The organism is Flammeovirgaceae bacterium SG7u.111, assembly GCA_034044135.1.
Classification (GTDB): Bacteria; Bacteroidota; Bacteroidia; order Cytophagales; family Flammeovirgaceae.
The window spans coordinates 7,075,943-7,096,180 of the sequence record CP139021.1 but is presented as its reverse complement, the minus strand read 5'-3'; the positions used below and the strand labels follow the sequence as shown (position 1 = coordinate 7,096,180).

13 protein-coding genes and 1 tRNA gene are annotated in these 20,238 nt (G+C 41.9%); 8 read left to right on the top strand and 6 right to left on the bottom strand.

Annotated elements, in window-relative coordinates; translation table 11 throughout:
- Nucleotides 1-129 precede the first annotated feature (129 nt).
- From dnaJ to R9C00_27320, 3 genes are all read left to right on the top strand, one after another.
- The gene (dnaJ, locus tag R9C00_27330) at nucleotides 130-1,290 is read left to right on the top strand and encodes a molecular chaperone DnaJ (protein ID WPO35413.1); all 1,161 of its coding nucleotides are present in this window, start codon (nucleotides 130-132) and stop codon (nucleotides 1,288-1,290) included.
- A gap of 71 nt (nucleotides 1,291-1,361) precedes the next feature.
- Complete coding sequence (locus tag R9C00_27325) at nucleotides 1,362-1,772, top strand: thioesterase family protein (protein ID WPO35412.1); 411 nt, start codon at nucleotides 1,362-1,364, stop codon at nucleotides 1,770-1,772.
- Nucleotides 1,773-1,858: 86 nt separating this feature from the next.
- Nucleotides 1,859-1,943, top strand: a tRNA-Ser gene (locus tag R9C00_27320).
- A gap of 89 nt (nucleotides 1,944-2,032) precedes the next feature.
- Here R9C00_27320 and R9C00_27315 read toward each other — a convergent pair.
- The 4 genes from R9C00_27315 to R9C00_27300 form a co-directional block, all read right to left on the bottom strand.
- Nucleotides 2,033-3,394 (bottom strand): DEAD/DEAH box helicase, encoded by a 1,362-nt coding sequence (locus R9C00_27315; GenBank protein WPO35411.1) that lies wholly within the window; start codon nucleotides 3,392-3,394, stop codon nucleotides 2,033-2,035.
- A 294-nt stretch (nucleotides 3,395-3,688) separates the two neighbouring features.
- Entirely contained in the window at nucleotides 3,689-4,852 is a 1,164-nt protein-coding gene (locus R9C00_27310) for a hypothetical protein (GenBank protein WPO35410.1), read from the bottom strand.
- Nucleotides 4,853-4,960: 108 nt separating this feature from the next.
- Nucleotides 4,961-6,622 carry an FAD-dependent oxidoreductase gene (locus R9C00_27305; protein ID WPO35409.1) on the bottom strand — a complete coding sequence of 554 codons (1,662 nt, stop codon included), beginning with the start codon at nucleotides 6,620-6,622 and terminating at the stop codon, nucleotides 4,961-4,963.
- A gap of 50 nt (nucleotides 6,623-6,672) precedes the next feature.
- A complete protein-coding gene (locus tag R9C00_27300; protein WPO35408.1) occupies nucleotides 6,673-8,064 on the bottom strand; it encodes an ATP-binding protein in 1,392 nt (463 codons plus the stop codon).
- A gap of 194 nt (nucleotides 8,065-8,258) precedes the next feature.
- Here R9C00_27300 and R9C00_27295 point away from each other — a divergent pair, with 194 nt between their 5' ends.
- The 4 genes from R9C00_27295 to egtD all read left to right on the top strand — a co-directional run bounded on the left by R9C00_27295 (nucleotide 8,259) and on the right by egtD (nucleotide 16,565).
- Nucleotides 8,259-8,645 carry a DUF983 domain-containing protein gene (locus tag R9C00_27295; GenBank protein ID WPO35407.1) on the top strand — a complete coding sequence of 129 codons (387 nt, stop codon included), beginning with the start codon at nucleotides 8,259-8,261 and terminating at the stop codon, nucleotides 8,643-8,645.
- A 251-nt stretch (nucleotides 8,646-8,896) separates the two neighbouring features.
- A complete protein-coding gene (locus tag R9C00_27290; protein WPO35406.1) occupies nucleotides 8,897-13,936 on the top strand; it encodes an alpha-2-macroglobulin family protein in 5,040 nt (1,679 codons plus the stop codon).
- A 303-nt stretch (nucleotides 13,937-14,239) separates the two neighbouring features.
- Complete coding sequence (egtB, locus tag R9C00_27285; protein WPO35405.1) at nucleotides 14,240-15,499, top strand: ergothioneine biosynthesis protein EgtB; 1,260 nt, start codon at nucleotides 14,240-14,242, stop codon at nucleotides 15,497-15,499.
- 49 nt (nucleotides 15,500-15,548) lie between these two features.
- The gene (gene egtD / locus R9C00_27280; protein ID WPO35404.1) at nucleotides 15,549-16,565 is read left to right on the top strand and encodes an L-histidine N(alpha)-methyltransferase; all 1,017 of its coding nucleotides are present in this window, start codon (nucleotides 15,549-15,551) and stop codon (nucleotides 16,563-16,565) included.
- On the opposite strand, the gene R9C00_27275 is transcribed toward egtD, so the two are convergent.
- Nucleotides 16,562-17,413, bottom strand: coding sequence for a hypothetical protein (locus R9C00_27275; protein WPO35403.1), 852 nt, complete (start codon nucleotides 17,411-17,413; stop codon nucleotides 16,562-16,564). The two genes, egtD and R9C00_27275, sit on opposite strands and share 4 nt — an antisense overlap.
- A 1,450-nt stretch (nucleotides 17,414-18,863) precedes the next feature.
- On the opposite strand from R9C00_27275, the gene rpsT reads away from it, so the two are divergent.
- Nucleotides 18,864-19,121, top strand: a complete 258-nt coding sequence (rpsT, locus tag R9C00_27270) for a 30S ribosomal protein S20 (GenBank protein ID WPO35402.1) — start codon at nucleotides 18,864-18,866, stop codon at nucleotides 19,119-19,121.
- Nucleotides 19,122-19,201: 80 nt separating this feature from the next.
- Here the strand turns inward: rpsT and dusB are convergent, their stop codons facing one another.
- The gene (dusB, locus tag R9C00_27265; GenBank protein ID WPO35401.1) at nucleotides 19,202-20,185 is read right to left on the bottom strand and encodes a tRNA dihydrouridine synthase DusB; all 984 of its coding nucleotides are present in this window, start codon (nucleotides 20,183-20,185) and stop codon (nucleotides 19,202-19,204) included.
- Nucleotides 20,186-20,238: the final 53 nt, after the last annotated feature.

Sequence of the window (20,238 nt, the reverse complement as noted above, 5' to 3'; positions counted from 1 at the left end):
TAGTGTTTAATACTGGTTGATTCAAGTTTGAATGGGGTGAGAAACCGTTATTTGTTTATTGAAATGTGCCAGAATGCATAAGTCGAATGATACGATTTTAGAAAAATATACAACAGAAACTGCTGAGTAATGTCTAAGAGGGATTATTATGAAATACTGGGCGTAAGCAATAGTGCGACTCCGGAAGAGATAAAAAAAGCTTATAGAAAGATAGCTATCAAGTTTCACCCAGATAAAAATCCGGGTGATACCGAGGCTGAAAATAAGTTTAAGGAAGCGGCTGAAGCTTACGAGATACTCAGCAACCCTGAGAAAAGGCAGCGCTATGACCGTTTCGGCCATCAAGATCCGTCAGGAGGGTTTGGCGGTGGAGCCGGAGGTATGAATATGGAAGATATTTTCTCTCGCTTCGAAGATATCTTCGGAGGCGGTGGCGGAGGAGGTGGCTTCGGCGACTTCTTCGGCGGTGGTGGAGGAGGTTCTTCCAGAGGTAGAGGCAAAAAAGGCTCAAACCTGCGTATAAAGCTTAAACTTACCTTAGAAGAAATAGCCAATGGGGTTGAGAAAAAAATAAAGGTTAAGCGCTATGTAGCTTGTGATGCTTGTGGAGGTAATGGCGCTAAAAATGGTACATCGCTTCGTGCTTGTGGTACTTGTGGAGGTACAGGGCAAGTTCGAAAAGTGATGAATACCATGCTAGGTCAAATGGTTTCTACTGCTACCTGCCCAACCTGTGAGGGTGATGGCAAAATCATAGACGATAACTGCTCTACCTGTAGCGGAGACGGAAGGATCTATAAAGAAGAAGTTATCAGCATCAAAGTGCCTGCTGGCGTATCGGAAGGAGTTCAGCTTTCTATGTCGGGCAAAGGTAATGCTCCTAAAAGAGGGGGCTATCCTGGCGATTTGCTAATTCTGATAGAGGAAGTTGAGGACAACAACCTAAAAAGGGAAGGAAATAATGTTCATTTCGATCTGTATATCAGTTTTATAGATGCGGCACTTGGCACAACTGTAGAAGTGCCTACCATCTCAGGGTCGGTGAAGATTCCGATAGAAGCAGGTACGCAAAGTGGAAAAGTGTTGAGGTTGAGAGGAAAAGGTATAAAAGATTTGAACGGGTATGGAGCGGGAGACCAACTCATTCACGTGAACATCTGGACGCCGAAGAAGCTGAGCCAAGATGAGAAAAACGTGTTGGAAAGCCTAAGAAGTTCTCCAAACTTCCAGCCTACACCAGGCAATTCAGACAAAAGCTTTTTCGACAGAATGAAAGAGTTTTTTAACTAGAAATAAATAATTACTATAGTAAATTAGCTCCTTTAAGCAAAGGAGCTTTTTTTTATTAATAACACACAAATATGTTTTCTTACGATTATCAGCTGAGAATTAGGTATGCCGATACCGACCAAATGGGTTTTGTGTATTATGGCAATTATGCTTCGTTTTACGAAATTGGAAGGGTGGAATCTTTGCGCTCATTGGGCTTGAGCTATAGCGAATTGGAGGCTACAGGTGTGATTATGCCGGTGCTGGAGTGCTACTCGAAGTTTATCAGACCAGCACTTTACGATCAGCTCATTACTATCCGAACCATTATAAAGGAACTTCCCAGCAGTCGAATTTATTTTGAATATGAGATTTATAACGAGGCTGAAGAGTTGATAAACATAGGAAAAACAACTTTGGTTTTTGTGGATCAGAAGACTAAAAAGCCATGTGTTCCACCCCACGAAATAATGGATGCTTTGAAACCACATCTGGAAGTATAATTTTTTATAAAAAAATCTGTCTGATTTTTTGAATCTCAAAAAAATGAGTGCATATTTGCACTCCAAATTTAAGTATTTGATCACACAGAGGGTTGGCAGAGTGGTCGAATGCGGTGGTCTTGAAAACCATTGTACCGCGAGGTACCGGGGGTTCGAATCCCTCACCCTCTGCACCAAATACAAAAGGAGCTCACTTGAGCTCCTTTTTTTTATGTCCTTATTTTTGTGGTATGTGCTGGCTACCCTTCTTCGGTACCTATCTATCGCCTCTTTTTCTTTTTCATATTTTGGATTTTATCGCCACGCCTGAGCGGTTTTTTGTACCGCTGCTTTAAAGCTTTCTCGTAACTTACTCTTTCGGTTGGGGTTTTACTGTTCTTCGCAGATTTCTCATGGAAAGAAGCTCCTGTTTCTACAGGTAGTTTTCTGTGGTATTCCTCATCAGGGTCTTTTGGCTTGTCCTTTTCTTCTGGAGTTAGCTGGTGGGAAACTTCTACTTCCTCGGGAAATTCATTGAAAGGGGGGATGATGTAATTCATCAGGCTTTCAATCTCCTCTTTTAAATCTTTTTCCTTCTCACTATAAAAAAGGATGGCTCTTCCTTTCTGTTCGGCCCTGCCAGTTCTCCCTATTCGGTGGATATAGTTTTCGGGGTAGAAAGGCGTATCGAAACTGATTACGGTGCTGATTTTTTCAATGTCAATTCCACGAGCTATTACATCGGTCGCTATCAGGATTCTACTCGTACCATCTTCAAACTTTTCTATGGAATTGGTACGGTGGTTTTGTTCTTTGCTGGAATGGATTACAGACATTTCGGATTCGAAATCTAAGGTATCAAAAAGCCTGTCGGCACTTACCTTGGTAGCCACAAAAATCAAAACCTTGCTAAACTCCTCTTTGTCTGCAAGCAAATGATTGAGCAAGTTGGCCTTGGTATAAAAATTAGGAACAGCGTAGCATTCCTGACTAATGGTATCAAGAGGGGTTCCGCTAATAGAAATTGTTTTTTTGACAGGGTTTACCAAAAAATCATCCATTAGCTCATCTACATAAGTAGTCATGGTAGCAGAAAAAAGGATATTTTGGCGCTTTGCGGGCAGGTGCTCAAAGATATTTTTCAACTGGGTTTTGTAGCCAAAGTCTAGCATGATATCCACCTCGTCAATCACCATTTTTTTGATGGATTTTAAGCGCAATACATTGCTCAGCGTAAGGTCATATAATCGCCTAGGAGTACCTACTATTATATCTGCCCCTTCGGCAACGGCTCTTTTTTGCGAGTTGATGTTATTGCTGCCACCATAAACTCCTACCACTCTTACATTGATGTATGTTGTAAGTTTTTCAATTTCTTCTACTATCTGGATGACAAGTTCCCTGGTAGGGACCAAGATCAATATCCTTGGGTGCAACTGGTCCGAATATTTCAAATCTTGTAAGATAGGAAGCAAGTAGGCGATTGTTTTCCCAGTTCCGGTTTGTGCAATCCCCACAAAATCGCCCCCAGCAAGAATGGGGGAATAAGATGCCTGCTGGATAGGGGTTGGCTTCTCAAGCCCTAAATCGGCAATGGCATTTTTTAACTGCTTTTTGATATTGAAATCTTCGAAAGTACTCATACTGCAAAGTAACCAAGAAAAATATTCTAGTTAGAGGATTTGCGGGAATTATAGTTGGGAGAAAGAATGCAATTTCCTGTTTAACTGTATTTGTCTTCACCAGAGGAGAAACTGATTTTACTCTAGCACGGTGAGGCACGAGCGAGACGCTCGCGCCAGCTGGTTCTGTTCTCATACAAACAAAGGTACTTTTTTAGCAGGGAAAAGCAATTGTTCACCTACATACAAAAAACCGCCGCCCAGCAAAGCCAAGCGACGGTTCGGTTGTTTATTGATAATCTATTCTCTCTAACATTAAAACCTAAATGAAACCCCGGCATTTCCCCCAATCCAGCCAGAGACTCCGGTATCGCCGTCTTTGTCTTCGTAAAGGGTGTAGGGCACGTTGAGCGTACCAAATTCCCCATCTACTTTTTCTTGGGTCACATACACATTGAGCGAAGGGCCGAGGATGAAGGAAACATGGTCGGAAAGGGCTATTTTGAAATTGAAGTCCAGTTTGTTAAGTAGGTTCACTTTTCCATCCCAATTATTGTCGTAGTTCAGCTGGCTAGAAGATAGGTCGATGCTGAGGACGTTTCTTGCCCCCAGCGAAACGTTTGTACCAAAACCAGCCCCATAACTCACCACGGATTTGTCTTTGTAGGTAGCAAAACCTGCTTTGAAAATGGTATAGAATTGGTCTACACCCATTTTGTAGTTGAGGTTGCTATACAAGGCTTCGCCAGCCAAAACCTCTATTTCGAAAAGCCCGCCTTTTACTACGCTAAACAGCCCTATGGGCACGCCCTTTTCCAAGTCGGTAACTACATTGATAATCCCCAGTTGTGTTCCGCTCAGTGTACTGGCATAGTTGACCACGCCCAGTTGGAAGCCATCGAACCTTTTGGTGGTGACATTGAAAGGGGAAATATGAACACCTGAAGCATTGTTGGTAACTACGTTGGCAAAGCCTGCGCCCATAAAGCCGGAGGCAGAGTCCAATACAACATTGGTAAAGCCTGCAAAACCAGCTCCGTTAAAGGACTTAAGGGTCACGTTAGCAAAACCTGCCGATTGTAGTCCTTTACTACTTCCATTTGTTGCATTGACGTATCCTGCAAACAGCGCTCCTCTAGAGTCCCCGCCTGATAAGTTGGCGAGTCCGCTCATGATTGCACCTTCGGTTTTTCCTTTGTTCACATTGAACATTCCGGCAGCTTGGAAGCCACTTACATCGCCATGGTTATAACTGGCTATGCCAGCAAGTTCAGTTCCGCCATCAAGTCCGCCGTTTAGTCCAAAAAGAACGTTGAGCGAGAACTTGTTGGAATAGTCCATGGCATCGAAACCATTACTTCCCAAAGGGTAAACAAAAGTGATTTGAGCGGGTCGGGTTTTGGTGCTATCGGGGTCGGTTGCATTTGCCAAGCCACTCAAAAAAAGCAGGCAGGTGGCAACTAAAAATAGTCTATCCATAAAGCAATTTCAGTTTTGGATCAAAAGCAAGAGTTTTACTTGCTGTTCAACCTAAAGGCAAAATCGCTTTCGCACACCCCTAATTTTTTAAAAAGAAATAACTATGACCTAGTTCTCAGCCAAATATTCGTGGATAAATTTGATGGCCATGGAGCCTTCTCCCACTGCCGAAGCAACTCTGTTCATGGCACCTGCCCGCACATCGCCAGATGCGAAAATACCGGGGATAGAAGTTTCCAATAAAGAGGGGTCTCGCTCCAGTTTCCACGTTTTTTTGAACTCACCGTGCTGTTTCAACGAATGACCAGTTTCCACAAAACCCTTGTTGTTGAGCATGATTTCTTTGGGCAGCCAATGGGTGTAAGGGCGAGCGCCAATAAAAATAAATAGTGCGCTTGCATTTTTTTCTGTTATCTCGTTGGTTTCTACATGTTCGAGTACCACAGAGTTGAGTTGCTCATCGCCTTTTACTTCCATAAGGTTGGTTTTGGACAGGAGGTGGATATTGGGCACTTCGTTAATTTGGTCTATGAGGTAACTAGACATGGAAGAAGTAAGATCTGGTCGGCGAATGACGATATAGACATTTTTGGCAAAGCGGGAAAGATACACCGCCGCTTGCCCAGCCGAGTTTCCTCCGCCTACTATGAAAATTTCTTGGTTTTTGCAGGCATGCGCCTCGGTATTGGCAGCTCCATAATAGACCCCAGCTCCAGTGAACTTTTCTATTCCCTTGGCGGGATGCTTGCGGTAATCTACCCCGGTCGATATCAAAATACTTTTGGTATTGATACTGCTCCCATCTTTGAGGTGGATGGTTTTGTATTGGTTCAAAAGCTCAATCCGATCGACTTCTTGTGGAGAAAGAAACTCTACGCCAAAGCGGGTAGCTTGGGTTATGGCTCTTCTTGCCAAGTCAGAGCCGCTCAGGCCTTTGGGGAAACCCAAGTAGTTTTCTATGCGAGAGCTTGTTCCTGCTTGCCCACCAGGTGCTCTTTTTTCTATCAAAATAGTATTTAGCCCTTCCGAGCCTCCATAGACTCCCGCAGCCAATCCCGAAGGTCCTGCTCCTATAATGGCGACGTCGTAAAGTGCTTGTTTCGCTTCGGTTTTTAACCCTATTTTGTTGGCTAATTCTGCCAGTTTTGGTTGGACGAGGTAGCTTCCATCTTCAAAGAAAATGATAGGTAGTCTTGTGTCATCAAGTTCGTTCAGCTGCAACAATTCCTTTCCTTTATTATTGGAAAGAATATCTATCCACTGGTAAGGAATCATGTTGCCCGAAAGAAAATCTTTGATGGTGTGTGACTGTGGCGACCACTGATGACCTACTACTTTTATACCATGGAAACTAGGAATATGTCCACTTTGCCAATCATCAATAAGGTCGTTGAGCACAGGGAAAAGCCGTTCTTCAGGAGGCGTCCAAGGCTTCATGAGGTAATAGTCGAGCTGTACATCATTGATGGCTTTGATAGCAGCATCTATATCGGAATAGGCGGTGAGCAATACTCTTTTTGCCTCGGGGTAAATCTTTTTTGCCTTCTCCAAAAAGTCCACTCCATACATTTCGGGCATCCGCTGGTCCGATACGAAAAGGGCAATGTCTTCTCCTTTGTTTTTTAAATCTTTCAAGGCTTCCAAGCCTTCGTTTGCAGAAGCGGTGGCAAGTATTCTAAAATCCTTGCGGTATTCTTTTCGGAGGTCTCGCTGGATCGCTTGCAACACTTGCGGGTCGTCATCCACGGCAAAGATGTATGGTTTTTTCATGTTAAACTCTGAGTAAAGGTGTTAATTGGAAAGAAAAAGATTGGTTCAATTTATCCTTGAATCAATTTAAAGGTAATAATAAATTTGGTTTGCCCTGGTTTGGACTGGACCCTAATATCGGCTTTATGCTCCCGCAAAATTTTAGCAACAATATCAAGTCCTAACCCTGTTCCCTGTCCTATTTTTTTGGTGGTGAAAAAAGGATCGAAAATTTTAGACTGGGTCTCTTCTGGAATACCATGCCCATTGTCTTCTATGTTTACCGTAAGGCATTCCAGTTCTTTTTGAATCGAAATAGAAAGCTTTCCCCCTTGGTCAAGCGCATCTGTCGCATTGTCTATAATATTCGTCCATACTTGGTTGAGCGCACCTACTTTCCCATGTATCAATGGAGCCTCTTTCCCAAAGTCGGTTTCCACGGCAATTTGTTTTTGCTTTAGCTTATGGTTGAGCATTTTCAGCGTATTTTCAATGCCCGATCGGATATCTACCTGTTCAAAATCAGTCCCTTTGTCCATATGTGAATAGGATTTTATGGAGCTGACCAAGTTTGAAATTCGCTCAGCCGAAGCTTCTATTTCGGTTACCAGGCTCTCGGTGGTCAGCACATTTCCCATCCACGATACTACAGGGACCATGTCACCTGCGGTCACATGTTTTCCTACTTCTTCAAAATCGTGCACGGTAAAGGCAAAATCAACAAAAACATCGGCAAGTTCATAGCCATCTTCAAATCCATGATCTTCCAGCCAATCGGCTATTTCATCTTCTAGCTCTGTTTTTTGGCTTAGGCTCAGCTTTTGTCTTTCTCTTGTTTTTATCTTGGAAAAAAGGACATCGTTCACCGCATCTACTTTTTCGGGGGTGATATCGATACTGATTACGTCCTTAAATTTCTCAGATTCGGCGGCCAAATGCTGTTTGAGGTCTTGCGCACTCCGGACCATAGCCGAAGCCGGGTTGTTGAGCTCGTGGGCAAGCCCGGCAGAGAGTTTGCCCAAAGCCATCATTTTTTCCTGCTGCTGTTGTAGGTTAGTGAAATCTCGTACACGGCTGGTCATGGTATGTACCAGCATGGTGGTGAGTTCATGATGCTCTCGGATCATCTCCAAAAAATAACTTTTATGCAGCGAGACTACTTTGCTAGGCTTGGTGGCGATGGCAAAACCAAAAGCACTTGAAGCCCGAGAATAGGGGAGGCTCCCGCTGAGTTCTCCTGCATTTATCTCCCCTGTATTCCTAAATTCCCCATTTTGCTCAATATTGATGATGAATTTTCCTTCCAAAATGATGTATAATTGATCAATGGGATCGCCTTTTTGAAAGAGGTAATCGCCTTCGGAAAAATTTAAGCATTTCCCATTTTCCAACACCCATTCTAATTGGTTTTGGGGGATACCATCAAAAATTGATAGCGATTGCAAACTGCATGATGCTTCCATAGGTAAAAGTTTAATTCTATCAGATAGTAAGCATTAAAAGCTGAAAGATGTTTCGAAAAAAGGTTTGTTAAGGGAATGGCTTGATTAGTAAAGCCACTTTTGGCGAAAAATATGAGGTATTGAGTGAACCTTTCTGAGATGGGATAAGTAATATTGCAAACCAATCCACAAAATAACCATTTTTAGCCCTAGCCATGAACAAAGCAGCCGCTATCGTTTTAAAAAAATGTCCCAAGTGCCATGAAGGCAATATGTTTGTTGCGCCCATTATTCCCAGGATCCATAAGTTCAACAAAATGAACGAGACCTGCCCTAAATGTGGGCAAAGCTTTCACCCAGAACTGGGATTCTACTTTGGGGCCATGTATTTCACCTATGCCTTCAACATCGCATTGCTTATAGGGATTTTTGTAGCTTCCCAAGTGCTGGGCGACCCTAACCTTGTAGAAACACTTCTGTTGGTGGTAATCCCCACTGTGTTGCTCGTGCCGTTCAATTTCAGGCTTTCAAGGGCAATGATGCTGCATTTGTTCGGGGGTATTCCCTACGATCCAGAGGCAGCCCAAAAGGTCGAAAGCTAATAATTGCTTCTCCTAGCGAGGTCTAATTTCTATGAATTGACGTCTTTTTGGCTTTTGAGGAGCTTGTATTTGTAAAAAAATCCCCTCATCTTGTTTGCGTATAGAAAAAAATGTTTCCTTATTTATGGAATCAGCCAGCCCTATGCATCTTCTATTTTGACAAACACTTTTAACAACAACTCAACCCTACTGAGCAATTTATCCTTTGGCGGGTTGTAAGAACCTATTTTCTATTCAACACAAAGAATGTCATGAGAAAAGTATTTTTTTATTTCATGCTATTGATCGGTTTTAGCACACATATTTCTGCACAAAACTATCCGAGCGTTACCTTGAGCGTAAACAAAACTTTTTCCGAAAAGGAAGAAGTGAAAATCAGCTTCAATGGCAGTTATTATGATAATACATCCGAATATAATCTTCAGCTCAAATTGTACCGCTTTTCATCGGTAGACGAGCACTTTTTAAGTGAAAAAGAGCTGAACGGTGGGGTTCTTAGCGATAGTATTGTGGGCAAGCTCGCGCTTGAAAAAACGTGGAGACAGGAGCTGGGAAGAAATGGAACTGTAAATGTAGGAAAGCTTTCCCAAGGAGCGTATGTGCTAGAAGCATGGGGAAATGGGCAGCGGGCAAGGTTGCTGTTTTTTGTCACAAATTATAACCTGATTACCCGCAAGGTAGACTCGGAGCTGCTTGCTTTTGTAGCCGATAAGGAGACGGGGAAAAGAGTAGAAGGTTTTGAGTATGTAATGGTTTCGGAAAAAGGAAGGGTAAAGCAAGATACATTTGAAAAGGGTTTGGCTTATTTCGATTTTTCGAATGATACGCTCCAACAGGGCTATACGAACCACCCATTGCTTGCGGTGAAAGAGGGGAAATTTGCTGTGTCTAAGTTTTACTTCGGCTCTGCTAGCAATAGCTCAAGACCGATGCATTATATTTTTACCGATCGCCCAGCCTACCGTCCGGGGCAAATGGTTCGCTTCAAAGCTATCTTCAGAGAACTGCTCAAAAACAACTTAGAAGTACCTTCAGATTCTGCCATTTATGAAATAAAAAATTCTAATTACGAATCTGTTTTCAAAAAGAAAGTGGCCCTCGACGAAGCTGGAAGTTTTTCCGATAGCATCTTTGTTCCCAAAGATGCGCCACTTGGCGAGTGGCTGATTTCCGCAAGCCTTATTTCAAAAGAAGGTCGCAAGGCTCGCTACGTAGCAGATTTTTCTTTTAAAGTAGAGGAGTACAAAAAGCCCGAGTACGAAGTGAATGTCGCCTTGGACAAGAGCCAGTATGTGATGGGCGAAACGCTCACGGCTTCTATCGATGCCCAATATTTCTTTGGTGCGCCGGTGGCCAATGCTCAGGTAGAGTACAGAATAGTACGCGAAGAATATTACGTTTCTCCCTATCGCTTTTCTTATTACTGGTGGTGGTACGATGATTATTACGGACGCAATACTGAAAAAACGGTGGTGGATTATGGAAATGGGGAAATAAATGAAGATGGCAGTTTTAGTATTACGGTGGAAACCCCTGTGGATGATAATGAGCGAAATTACCGTTACTCTGTTATTGTCGAGGTGACGGATGCCAGCCGCCGAACCATTTCTGGCTCTAAGTCGGTCATTGTTGCCAACACGGCGTTCAACATGTCGGCTAGGAGCGATAAATATTTCTTCAAAACGGATGAAAAAGTAAGCATAATAGCCAGTGCGAGTGATTTTTCGGGTAAGCCCGTGGAAACCGAGTTTGAGGCAGTAATGTACTACAGCAATAGCTTCAACCGAGACCAAGTGTACCAACGACAGACCTTGAAAACCGATGCTAGAGGTGAGAAAATAGTCCTGTTCGATGCGCCAGAAGCGGGCTATTATTATGTGGAAGTAGTGGCTACTGATAAGAATGGAAGGAAAACAAAGAGCCAGGCTAGTTTTTATGTTGTCAGCCCTGATGATAATTATTATGGTTGGTGGGATACGGGAGGCTCTTCTGTACAGATAATGACAGATAAAAAAGTTTATGAGGCAGGGGAGAACGTAAAGGCGATGGTGTATGTAGAGCATGAAGCCGATGTGCTTTTCGCCATGAACGGTCCTAACCTGAAACAATATGGCTTGTACGAGTTTAAAGGGAAGGAAGGAAACAAAGGGGCTTTTCGTGAAATAGAAATAGAGCTGGAGGAAGGTGTATATGGCCAACAGGAAATAATGGTGGCGTATGCCATAGGAGGAAAAACCTATTCCCGCACGGCGAATATCAGCGTTGTTCCTATCCAGAAATACCTGAACGTAGAGCTGAAATTTAGCGAAAAGGAATACCGACCTGGAACCACTGCCGAGGCTATCCTAAAAGTAACCGACCGAGATGGTAAGCCTGTGAAAGGAGCAAATGTGACGCTCAGTACCGCCGATGAAAGTATTTATTCCCTTTACCCTGATAACTCTGGCGATATTCGGAAGGCATTTTATGGAAATGTCTATGCGCAAAGTAGCCTTGGGGTTTCTGCCGTAAATCATTCGGGGAGCAGCTCTTTTTTATCGCCAGAGCAGTTAATTGAGCTTCGAGAAAAAGGGGAGGATTTGAGTCGTGATGTTTTTCTCAAAGAAAAACAATGGAGCAGATTCTTATTAAAACCAGTTTCGGATAGTACCCAAAGTGGGGTAAAAGGATTTGTGGTAGATTATTACTCAGGGCAGCCCATAAAAGGGGTGAAGGTGAAGATGGGGAAAGAAAAAGCCCATACCGATGAGCACGGCTATTACGAGTTTATAGGATTCGCCGAATACGATTCTATTATCCATTTTACACACAAAGGGCATAGCACCATTATTTACGAGTTGGTGGTAGGCAAAGAGGAGCAAGTTCAAATAAATGCTGCTATTGGCAACCGAAAGTATAAGGAGTTGGATTATGTACGACCTAACTCGGATAATTTTGGTGTTCCTATGATGGCAGTTCAGCGCACGGCAGCGTTTAGTGCCGATGATGCTTGGGGAAGTGTTGACGATATGGAATTTGATGAAGAGGCGTCAGTTGAAGAGGTAACTTTTGCCGATTCGGCTGCACCTATGGCATTGATGTCTGCTCGCAAGGGAGAGGGTTCTTCTTATAAAGAAGCTGTTGTGAGAAAAGATTTCCGAGATGCTATCTATTGGAATCCGAACATTTATACCGATCAAAATGGTGAAGCAAGCGTAAACATCCGTTTGCCCGATAACCTCACAACGTGGCGAACTTTTGCAAAAGTCATCAGCCCCAATACCGAAATAGGGCAGGCTTTTGTAAAAACCGTGGTCACCAAAGATCTGCTCGTGCGTATGGAAGTCCCTCGCTTTATGAAGCTGGGCGACGATGTGGTGATAGCCACCAATATTCATAATTACCTTTCTTCTACCAAAAAAGTTAAAGTTTCCCTCCAAGCAGAAGGCCTGACGGTAAAAGGAACGGAAAAGATTATTTATGTACCTGCCAATGGGGAAAAGCGGATTGACTGGAATGTGAAAACACAGCTGATAACGGGGGCAAAGCTTACCGTAAAAGCACTTACCAATGAAGAATCGGATGCTCAGCAACTGGAAGTGCCCGTGCAGCCGCATGGCTTGGAAATGTTGGTGGCACAGGGAGCGCACCTCAAAGATTCCCGAAGCGAAACCTTGAATATTTATATACCCGAAGCTGTGAATCTGGCAAGTGTGAAATTGAACATCAGTTCAGTGCCTTCAGTGGCATCGGCACTGCTTACTTCTTTGGAAGATTTGATTGGCTATCCTTACGGTTGCGTAGAGCAAACCATGAGCCGCTTCATGCCTAACTTGGTGGTAAAAAACACCTTGGAATCACTCGATGGTTTTGAATCTAATATAGACGATGCCGAGTTGGCAAAAATGACTGCCAAAGGATTGAAACGCCTTGCCGAACTCCAACACAGCGATGGAGGCTGGGGCTGGTGGACCAATGACGCTACCCATCCGTTTATGACAGCCTATGTGGTAAATGGCTTGTACTTGGCAGATGAAGTAGGGTATGAAATTGATGGTACAATGTACATGAAAGGAAGGGAGGCTTTGCTCAAGCAAATTGAGAAAAAGGACAAAGACCCTGTTACTTTTGCCTACCAAGTGATGGTTGCTTCTCAGTTTGAAAGCAAGGAATGGTTTGCAAAACTGGAAATGCCTGAAGTGGAAAAAATGACGGCTTACCAAGCGGCACTGTGGTCGCAAGCAGCACATTTTGTAGGGGACGAAAGCCAAGCCACAACTCTTTTGGAAAAAATAGAAAAAGAAGTGGTACAGGTGGGAGCTATTCGCTACTGGGGAGGCAAAAAGTTTTATTATTCGTGGCAAGACGACCGCATAGAAACTACGGCAACTGTGGTGAGGGCATTGAGCCAAACCAACCCTGATCACGAACTACTTGCGCCAGCTGTGCAGTGGCTCATGACCCAACGGAAAGGAAAAAGCTGGCACAATACCCGCCAGACGGCTATCATTATTTATTCTTTACAAAATATTATTGCCAATGAGCTAAGCCCTTCGCTTGAAATAGAGCTGCTAGCCAATGGCAAAAAAGTAGAAGCTTATTCTGTAAAGAAAGAAGATGTTTTTAAAGCGGGTAAGAATTTTGTGCTAACGGGAGAAAAGTTGTTCGCCAGCAAAAATGCAGCAATAACCTTGGAAAGCCATCCTTATCTGAAGCATGGAAACAATAAATTAACCATTAAGCAGACAGGCTCAGGTACTAGCTATTTCAACACGCAGTTGAAGTACTTCATAGAAGAAGAGCATAAAATGCTGCTTGGTGAGGTGAAAGATGCAGAAATTTTTGAGGTGGAAAGATCGTATTTCAAGCTAGAGGCAGAAGAGGCAAAAGGAAAGTTGATGTATAATAAAAAAGCATTGAAGGGTGAAGCGGTGAAGTCAGGAGATTTGGTACTGGTCAAAGTGAAAATAAAAAGCAAAACTGAAAAAGAGTATTTGCTCATTGAAGACCCAATTCCTGCCGGTTGTGAGTTTGTACAAGACCGAACAGGCTACAATATAAAAGGAGAAGAGGGTGAAGAAGAGGAGCATCATCATTGGGGATGGAGCTTTTGGTACACCCATAAAGAATATAGGGATAACCGCTATGCTTCTACCGTTACCAAGTTGAAACCTGGTGAGTATGAGTATACATATTTGCTAAGGGCGCAGATACCCGGAACCTACAAAGTTTCCCCAGCTGTTACCCAACTTATGTATTACCCAGAACAAAGAGGCTTCAGTGAGTTTTTTGAACTAAAGATAACAGAGTAAGATTGCCTGATTAGAAATAGTTATCCCTTGCCTTTTTAAAAGGCGAGGTTTTTTTTTATTCTATCCAACTATTTTTTTGTCAATAGGGCTTTTTAGAGGTGCGTAATCTATCAAAGTTTATTTGGTTGAGAATAAAGGAAACTTTTATTCTCTGATACTGTTTATCTAAAAACGTATTGTTTCTGATGCGGAAAACAATGCTCATCTACTTATCAATCCAACTTACGTAGGGCTTTACTATATTCTCATCTTCGCTTGAGAATTAAACTTTTTTATATCAAAACCCTAGAAAACTAATTAATTGTGAAGACGTTTACTGAAACACTTATTGCGGATTATCAGCAAGTTAGAAACCGTACTATTTCCCTGTGCGAACCCCTCAAGCCCGAAGATATGGTAGTGCAGCCTATTGAGGATGTAAGCCCCCCCAAATGGCACTTGGGACATACTACCTGGTTTTTTGAAAACTTTATTTTGGCTGAAAAGCTTCCCGGCTATACGTTGTTTAACCCAAGGTTCAATTATCTTTTTAATAGTTATTACGAAAGCCAAGGAGAACGGATACTCCGTTCCAACAGAGGGAACCTTACCCGCCCAACCTCTGCCGAAATAGTAGCCTACAGGAAACAGGTAGATGCTGGAATGGAGAGGTGGCTTTCCGAGTATTTTGATGGCTCGGAAGAAGAGTCCTACTTGGTGGAGATTGGCTTGCAGCATGAAATGCAGCACCAAGAATTGCTCGTAACAGACTTGAAGTATATTTTGGGAAACAATCCGCTTTTTCCTGCCTACACTTCTCAAGGATCATTGTTGCCAAAGGTAATGAATGATGGGCCGTCCTTTTTTGAAATTCCCGAAGGCGTGTATGAGATAGGGCACGAAGGGGACGGTTTCCGGTACGATAATGAAACAGGGAGGCATAAAGTGTTTTTACACCCGTATCAGCTATCCAAAAAGTTGGTAACCAATGGAGAGTTTATGGGTTTTATAGAAGAAGGAGGATATAAAAACCATGAATTGTGGCTGGCGGATGGATGGGCTTGGGTCAATGGACATGAGAAATTCGCTCCGCTCTATTGGTTCAACGTAAAAGGCGAGTGGATGCATTATACGCTCAGAGGCTTGGAGCCTGTAAACCCTAACGAACCTGTTACGCACATAAATTATTATGAAGCCGATGCTTTTGCCAACTGGAAAGGGATGCGATTACCTACCGAGTTTGAGTGGGAAGTGGCATGCAAGAAATTTGCCTCAGAAGTGGTAGCAACTGATAATATTTTGGAGAAAAATAATTTCCACCCTATCGCTCAAAAAGGTGAAGAGTACCAGTTTTTGGGGAATGTATGGCAATGGACTTCGAGTGCTTATTTGCCCTATCCTTACTACGAAAAAGCACCAGGTGCTTTGGGCGAATATAATGGGAAGTTTATGGTAAACCAACATGTATTGAGGGGGGCATCTTGCGCCACACCTAAGGTGCAGGCTAGGGCTACTTACCGAAACTTTTTCCAGCCCGATAAGCAATGGCAGTTTACGGGAATTAGACTTGCCAAAAGTCTGTGAACTTGAGCTTTCTCTAAAAAAAAATTACTAATCAAACATAACCCAAAATATGCTTTATCTAGCTAAAACCGAAAGTATACCTGAAAATATAAAACTATCCAACCCTAAAGGAAACCATAACCAGTTTGCGGGCGATGTGCTTGAAGGTTTGAACTCTTTTCCAAAGCAACTAAGCTCCAAGTATTTTTATAACGAGGAAGGGGACAAGCTTTTTCAGGAAATTATGCATTTGGAAGAGTATTACCTTACCAGAAGCGAATTTGAAATATTTTCTATGCAAAAGGATGATATTTTAAAGATATTCAGCGAGGGTGGTAAGAAGTTTAAGTTGATAGAATTTGGTGCGGGCGATGGGCTTAAAACCAAGGTGCTTCTTAAGCATTTTTTGGAAAAAGAGGCTGATTTTGAATATGTGCCTATTGATATTTCGGCAAATGTATTGGAAGATCTGAGCCGAAGCCTCGAAGAAGAATTGCCTGAGTTGGAGGTAGAGCCTATTGCGGCAGATTATTTTAAGGGTTTGGAGCAGCTCAACAAACATGACGATGGGGCAAGAAAAGTAGTGCTTTTTTTAGGTTCGAATATTGGTAATTTTAGTCACCATGAAGCAACTATTTTTCTGCAGCAAATTAGTAAAGCTTTTGACGAAGATGACTTACTGTTTCTGGGAGCGGATCTTCGAAAAGACCCACAAGTGATTTTGGATGCTTATAACGACAAGCGAGGAGTGACAAAAGCATTCAACCTCAATTTGCTGAAAAGAATAAATGAGGAATTGGGGGCAAATTTCCAACTAGAAAAATTCTCCCACTTCCCCATTTACGACCCTCAATCGGGCTCTTGTAAAAGCTATATTGTAAGCTTAGCTGACCAAAAAGTATATATTGAAGCTTTGGGAAAGACTATTCAATTCGATGCGCATGAAACCATCCATACGGAAGTTTCGCAGAAATATAGTGTGAAAGAGCTAGGGAATATTGCTAAAGCTTCAGGTTTCGAGATTGATAATGTACTTTATGATTGTAAGCACTATTATACGGATTTGGTATTGAAAAAGGCTAATTAATTAGCCTTTTTCACAAATACCTCAAGAGGTAACGGCTTTTCCCAAGAGCAATCGCTTTTGTTGAACCTGGTTTGGAATATAGATGGAATTCCATCGCCATTCTGAAGCTGAGTTCTGCTAAATTGTAAAATATTGCTGTTGGGCTGGAATACAGGTCTGATTTCAGACTCGCTTGAGTTTATATCGGTTACAAATGGTTTGAATTTAGACCAAAGACCGTAATTGTCTTTTACGGCATAAAAAAGGTCATTGTTAGAAGCACTATCAGAAGAGTGTTCTGCTGAGAATACAAAAACGGATCCGTCTTGAGAAAGGGTAGCGGTTTCACTTTCAACCATTTGGGAAAGTTTTAAGTACCAATCTGCCAAGTTGATATTTTTATAATCCTTCGTGTTCTCAGGCTTTATCTTACCCAAGGAAAGGTCGATTTTCTTTTCTATGCAAGCAATTTCGTACTTAGTGAATTTGTGTTGGTATTTGTGCAAGTACCTATGCCAGTTTGCAACGGCATGTACATGCCTTCCCGATCTTGCATAAGCATGACCTAGGATATAGTGATACCCCATAGGTTTATCGCTACTATTCTCCATTTTGTTTAAAACATCTAAAGCTTTTCTGGGTTCAGCAGTATTTAGGTAACAGATGGCAAGGTTGAGCTTATTATCTAAAGATAGGTTTCTTTGGTTTTCTAAAATGCCAATTGCTTCGGTAAAATTATTTTGCTCCATCAACTGCTCAGCTTGAGATGGCTTATTGTTTTGGGCATGACTCAGAGGTACAGTATATAACTGTAAAAAAACTAGTAATATGGCTGTAGTCATTAAGTAAAGAGGTTTGGTTTTTTTCATGATACCCTTTTTTATTACAAGTATAGATTGTTGATAATCACACGTAATTTTTCGTTGATTATGCTAGTTTTTTGCAGGGTTTAGTTGCTCTGGATGTAGTACTCGTTGGTGTAATAGAACTAGGTGTGAGCGGTTTTTAAATCTGAAATTTGATAGATACTGTTGCGAACAGGGATAAATAAAGTAGGATGATTGGTGTTATTTGTAATTAAATCCGCTTTTCATTTTCAGATTGGGATATTAGCTGGTGAGGAGTAGTGAGCGTCTATTCTTTTTGGTTGGGTAAGGTAAACGTTATTTAGAAAAAAATATTTATAAGTGATTTTTGTGTAAAAAAAGCAATTTATTTTGTCATTTACATATAAAACATCTTATAAATATTACATGGTTTTGTGCTTTTTTCTCAAAAACTATGGATAAGCCTTGAAATTGTACTTTTCTATTATAAATATTTCCTGTTTTTTCTCTACTTGTTTGTTGTATAATAAAAGTAAAAAAATATAAATATTGCTTTAATGCAGTTTTCTCTAGAAATAATGAAAATCGTTAAGGGTTTCTGTTTACCAAGACCGCCAGTGGATTTCGGCTGAGGGAAAGGGCTTCCATAGTAATGTAAATAGCATTGTCATCAGCTTGTGGATCTGCCAATGGACTTGTAGAAGTAGTTGTGCCCTACAAATGCACTAAAAAAAGGAATATCCTGAGGTGTGGCTCACAGTCCTACTACTTCGGAAAAGCGGTTTTTGTGGGATGCCTAGTTCCCGAGCCACGGCTTTTGGTGGTAATCAGATCTTCTAGGACACGGCCGAAGAAGCTTATCTGGTAGGTTGGCGGTTGGCTTCAAGTATTTTCCATCTCTCCAAATACTACCAAACAAAGTCACAATTCTTGCTGCGTATGTCATAGTTTTTGCCCCTAAGCTGAAACGAAAGTTAAAATCGATAGAGATGAGCATCTTATGCATAGAACCCCTAATTTATGGTAGTTGGGTGTAGTAAGGTGGTATTGTCGTTACAGCTCCTTTTTAAATTTATCCATTTATATGGTAGCGAACTTCGTTGTTGATTTCATTCAGATTTACCCCAAAAGGAGGTTGTCTATTTTATAATAAATGGTGTGAGCTATATTCAGCCAGAGTCCATCAGGACGGTTGGGAGGGGAATGCGAAGGTAAAAAGCTACTATCGGGAAGATGCTTCTGTCATATTGGAGGTGAACAAGGAACGCCTGGGAGCGAAAGAATTGAAAGGTTTTATAAAGATAATGTCTTGGCAAAATTGGGTTTCGAAGGAAAAAAGGAGACTTTGTGGGTTTTATTTGCTAATAAATGGATGAAAACAACAGAACTAGTTAAAAATTAATTGATTAGGTTTTGCTAATTAATAGAAGTAGTGTTACTTTTGCAGTTCTGAAAAATCGACATCATTTTATTCAAAATATAGTTATTCAAAATGGCTAATCACAAATCAGCAAAGAAGAGGATCAGAACATCTGAGACCAAGCGTGCGCTAAACCGTTACCAGTTGAAATCAACTCGTACTTTCGTTAAAAAATTGAAAGCTACGACTGAAAAAGCAGAAGCTGATGAGCTTTACAAAAAAGTATGCTCTATGCTAGACAAACTGGCTAAGAAAAATATCATTCATAAGAACAAGGCTGCCAACAATAAATCTAAATTGGCAAAACACGTAGCTTCTTTGGCTGCATAGTTTTAGTCTTTATTCTTGTTTATACATCAAGCAGGCTTCTTTCTCATTGAAAGTAGCCTGCTTGTGTTTTTTTAAGCGTTTTACTTTTCTGCGAGTGTTTCGGAGATGTTGTTTAAAATCCCCACAACTTCTTCATAGCTCCCTGCTTCTACCAGTTGCATTCGGAAGGGCTTGAAATGGCTTATTCCTCTAAAGTAGTTGGTGTAATGCCTTCTCATTTCATAAACCCCTGTTTTAGGACCTTTCCATTCTAGTGAAAAGTCGAGGTGTTTTTTACAGGTACGTACCCTTTCTGAAATATCAGGCTGGGCTAGCTTTTCACCTGTAGCCATGAAGTGTTTTATTTCATTGAAAATCCAAGGGTAGCCAATAGCAGCTCGTCCAATCATTATTCCATCTACGCCATATTTATTTTTGTATTCCAATGCTTTTTCAGGCGAATCGATGTCTCCATTGCCAAAAATAGGAATGTGGATATCGGGATGGTTTTTTACCTCGGCAATGTATGACCAATCGGCTACACCCTTGTACATTTGTTGGCGGGTTCTGCCATGGATGGTGAGTGCTTTTATGCCTACGTCTTGAAGCCTTTTTGCAACCTCTACTATTTTGATAGTATTATCGTCCCAGCCTAGTCGGGTTTTTACAGTGACGGGAAGTTTGCATGTTTTTACAATTTCTTCCGTCATGCTTTGCATCTTGGGGAGGTCGAGCAAAATTCCGGCTCCCGCTCCTTTGCAGGCTACTTTTTTTACAGGGCAGCCGTAGTTGATGTCAATTAACTCAGGTTGGGCGACCTCGGCTCTGGCTGCAGCTTCCCGCATCGACTCTATTTTTTCTCCAAATATTTGAATGCCTATTGGGCGCTCATAATCATAAATATCGAGCTTTTGGATGCTTTTGGCAGCATCGCGGATCAGGCCTTCTGCCGAGATAAACTCGGTATACATCAAGTCGGCTCCGTTTTCTTTACATACTGCCCTAAAGGGCGGATCGCTCACGTCCTCCATAGGGGCAAGCAATAATGGAAATTCTCCTAATTCTATATCACCAATTTTTACCACTTCTCTTTTTCTTTAAATAAAAAGGGTGCTCATGACGAGCTTCTTCTGCAAAA

What these genes read in the sequence shown, in the direction of transcription:
- dnaJ (WPO35413.1), top strand. Translation starts at nt 130, where the DNA reads ATGTCTAAGAGGGATTATTATGAAATACTGGGCGTAAGCAATAGTGCG.
- R9C00_27325 (WPO35412.1), top strand. Translation starts at nt 1,362, where the DNA reads ATGTTTTCTTACGATTATCAGCTGAGAATTAGGTATGCCGATACCGAC.
- R9C00_27315 (WPO35411.1), bottom strand. Translation starts at nt 3,394, where the DNA reads ATGAGTACTTTCGAAGATTTCAATATCAAAAAGCAGTTAAAAAATGCC.
- R9C00_27310 (WPO35410.1), bottom strand. Translation starts at nt 4,852, where the DNA reads ATGGATAGACTATTTTTAGTTGCCACCTGCCTGCTTTTTTTGAGTGGC.
- R9C00_27305 (WPO35409.1), bottom strand. Translation starts at nt 6,622, where the DNA reads ATGAAAAAACCATACATCTTTGCCGTGGATGACGACCCGCAAGTGTTG.
- R9C00_27300 (WPO35408.1), bottom strand. Translation starts at nt 8,064, where the DNA reads ATGGAAGCATCATGCAGTTTGCAATCGCTATCAATTTTTGATGGTATC.
- R9C00_27295 (WPO35407.1), top strand. Translation starts at nt 8,259, where the DNA reads ATGAACAAAGCAGCCGCTATCGTTTTAAAAAAATGTCCCAAGTGCCAT.
- R9C00_27290 (WPO35406.1), top strand. Translation starts at nt 8,897, where the DNA reads ATGAGAAAAGTATTTTTTTATTTCATGCTATTGATCGGTTTTAGCACA.
- egtD (WPO35404.1), top strand. Translation starts at nt 15,549, where the DNA reads ATGCTTTATCTAGCTAAAACCGAAAGTATACCTGAAAATATAAAACTA.
- R9C00_27275 (WPO35403.1), bottom strand. Translation starts at nt 17,413, where the DNA reads ATGAAAAAAACCAAACCTCTTTACTTAATGACTACAGCCATATTACTA.
- rpsT (WPO35402.1), top strand. Translation starts at nt 18,864, where the DNA reads ATGGCTAATCACAAATCAGCAAAGAAGAGGATCAGAACATCTGAGACC.